Raw genomic sequence first — 3,242 nt, 5'->3', positions numbered from 1 at the left:
TGAGCGTGGCAGCTTCCTACCCTCGCAGGCAGTTTCCCACCAACTACTATCGGCGTAGAGAAGCTTAACTTCTGTGTTCGGCATGGGAACAGGTGTATCCTTCTCGCTATCGCCACCACACTCTATTTAACTGAGGTACTAACGCCCTCAAAACTGGATATCATTGTTTTCGTTGCTTTGAACCGTATTTGTAACCACTTGGTTAAGTCCTCGACCGATTAGTACTGGTCCGCTCCACACATCGCTGTGCTTCCACTTCCAGCCTATCTACCAGATCATCTCTCTGGGGTCTTACTTCCATATAGGAATGGGAAATCTCATCTTGAGGGGGGCTTCACACTTAGATGCTTTCAGCGTTTATCCCTGCCATACATAGCTACCCAGCGATGCGCCTGGCGGCACAACTGGTACACCAGCGGTATGTTCACCCCGGTCCTCTCGTACTAAGGGCAACTCCTCTCAAATTTCCTACGCCCGCGACGGATAGGGACCGAACTGTCTCACGACGTTCTGAACCCAGCTCGCGTACCGCTTTAATGGGCGAACAGCCCAACCCTTGGGACCGACTACAGCCCCAGGATGCGATGAGCCGACATCGAGGTGCCAAACCTTCCCGTCGATGTGGACTCTTGGGGAAGATAAGCCTGTTATCCCCAGGGTAGCTTTTATCCGTTGAGCGATGGCCCTTCCATACGGAACCACCGGATCACTAAGCCCGACTTTCGTCCCTGCTCGACTTGTCAGTCTCGCAGTCAAGCTCCCTTATACCTTTACACTCTGCGAATGATTTCCAACCATTCTGAGGGAACCTTTGGGCGCCTCCGTTACACTTTAGGAGGCGACCGCCCCAGTCAAACTACCTACCAGACACTGTCTCCCGCCACGCTTAGTGGCGCGGGTTAGAGCGTTCATACAGCTAGGGTCGTATCCCACCAATGCCTCCACCGAAACTAGCGTTCCGGTTTCTACGGCTCCGACCTATCCTGTACAAGCGGCACGAACACTCAATATCAAGCTATAGTAAAGCTCCATGGGGTCTTTCCGTCCTGTCGCGGGTAACCCGCATCTTCACGGGTATTATAATTTCACCGAGTCTCTCGTTGAGACAGTGCCCAAATCATTACGCCTTTCGTGCGGGTCGGAACTTACCCGACAAGGAATTTCGCTACCTTAGGACCGTTATAGTTACGGCCGCCGTTTACTGGGGCTTCAATTCTGACCTTCGCTTACGCTAAGCCATCCTTTTAACCTTCCAGCACCGGGCAGGCGTCAGCCCCTATACGTCATCTTACGATTTAGCAGAGACCTGTGTTTTTGATAAACAGTTGTTTGGGCCTATTCACTGCGGCTGACCTTGCGGTCAGCACCCCTTCTTCCGAAGTTACGGGGCTATTTTGCCGAGTTCCTTAACGAGAGTTCGCTCGCTCACCTGAGGATACTCTCCTCGACTACCTGTGTCGGTTTGCGGTACGGGTAGTTTATTTCTCACTAGAAGCTTTTCTCGGCAGTGTGACATCAGGTGCTTCGCTACTTAAATTTCGCTCCCCATCACGCCTTGTCCTTAGAGAAGTAAGCATTTCACTCGCTTCAAGACTTAACGCTTGGACATGCATTTCCAGTCGCATGCTCACCTTAGCCTACTGCGTCCCTCCATCGTTCAAACAAAATAAACTAGTACAGGAATCTCAACCTGTTTTCCATCGACTACGCCTCTCGGCCTCGCCTTAGGTCCCGACTAACCCTGGGAGGACGAGCCTTCCCCAGGAAACCTTAGTCATACGGTGGACAGGATTCTCACCTGTCTTTCGCTACTCATGCCGGCATTCTCACTTCCAAGCGCTCCAGTAGTCCTTACGATCTACCTTCAACGCCCTTGGAACGCTCTCCTACCACACACCCCTTAGGGGTGCATCCACAGTTTCGGTACTATGCTTAAGCCCCGGTATATTTTCGGCGCAGTGTCACTCGACTAGTGAGCTATTACGCACTCTTTAAATGGTGGCTGCTTCTGAGCCAACATCCTAGTTGTCTGTGCAACGCCACATCCTTTTCCACTTAGCATAGATTTAGGGACCTTAACTGGTGATCTGGGCTGTTTCCCTTTCGACGATGGACCTTATCGCTCACCGTCTGACTCCCGGACTAAAATAAATGGCATTCGGAGTTTATATGAAGTCGGTAACCCTTGACGGGCCCCTCGTCCAAACAGTGCTCTACCTCCATCATTCATCATCCGAGGCTAGCCCTAAAGCTATTTCGGAGAGAACCAGCTATCTCCAAGTTCGTTTGGAATTTCACCGCTACCCACACCTCATCCCAACGTTTTTCAACACGTACGGGTTCGGGCCTCCAGTGCGTTTTACCACACCTTCACCCTGGACATGGGTAGGTCACTTGGTTTCGGGTCTACATCATCATACTCATTCGCCCTATTCAGACTCGCTTTCGCTACGGCTTCAGCTTCGCACTTTAACCTCGCATGATAACGTAACTCGCCGGTTCATTCTACAAAAGGCACGCCGTCACCCATTAACGGGCTTCGACTAATTGTAGGCACACGGTTTCAGGAACTATTTCACTCCCCTTCCGGGGTGCTTTTCACCTTTCCCTCACGGTACTGGTTCACTATCGGTCACTAGGGAGTATTTAGCCTTGGGAGATGGTCCTCCCGGATTCCGACGGAATTTCACGTGCTCCGCCGTACTCAGGATCCAGAACGGAGGGTACTCGATTTCAACTACAGGGCTTTCACCTTGTTTCGCGCAGCTTTCCAACTGACTTCGTCTATCGAATACTTTGGTAACTCCAATGTTCTGTCCTACAACCCCAAGAGGCAAGCCTCTTGGTTTGGGCTCTTCCCGTTTCGCTCGCCGCTACTAAGGGAATCGATTTTTCTTTCTATTCCTACGGGTACTTAGATGTTTCAGTTCCCCGCGTCTACCTTCATCATGGCTATGTATTCACCATGCGATAACTTGACTACTCAAGTTGGGTTCCCCCATTCGGAAATCCCCGGATCAAAGCTTACGTATAGCTCCCCGGGGCATATCGGTATTAGTTCCGTCCTTCATCGGCTCCTAGTGCCAAGGCATCCACCGTGCGCCCTTTGTAACTTAACCTAAACAATATTAAATATTGTTGGTCGCGATTCGAATTTCTGGCCAAAGGCCATATAAGAAACTCATAACAAATACGCTGTGTTCTCGGCATTAATTTTAAAAATTAATAAAAACAATGATATC

General features: G+C 50.5%; 2 rRNA genes. Both read right to left on the bottom strand.

What is annotated here, in order from left to right:
* Positions 1-3: 3 nt before the first annotated feature.
* A 5S ribosomal RNA gene (gene rrf / locus EKN00_RS10595) occupies positions 4-120 on the bottom strand.
* A 78-nt stretch (positions 121-198) separates the two neighbouring features.
* Positions 199-3,119 (bottom strand): 23S ribosomal RNA (locus EKN00_RS10590).
* Positions 3,120-3,242 lie beyond the last annotated feature (123 nt).

Source organism: Lacticaseibacillus hulanensis (assembly GCF_004010095.1).
GTDB classification, from domain to species: Bacteria; Bacillota; Bacilli; order Lactobacillales; family Lactobacillaceae; genus Lacticaseibacillus; species Lacticaseibacillus hulanensis.
This window is presented reverse-complemented; position numbering and strand designations above follow the sequence as displayed.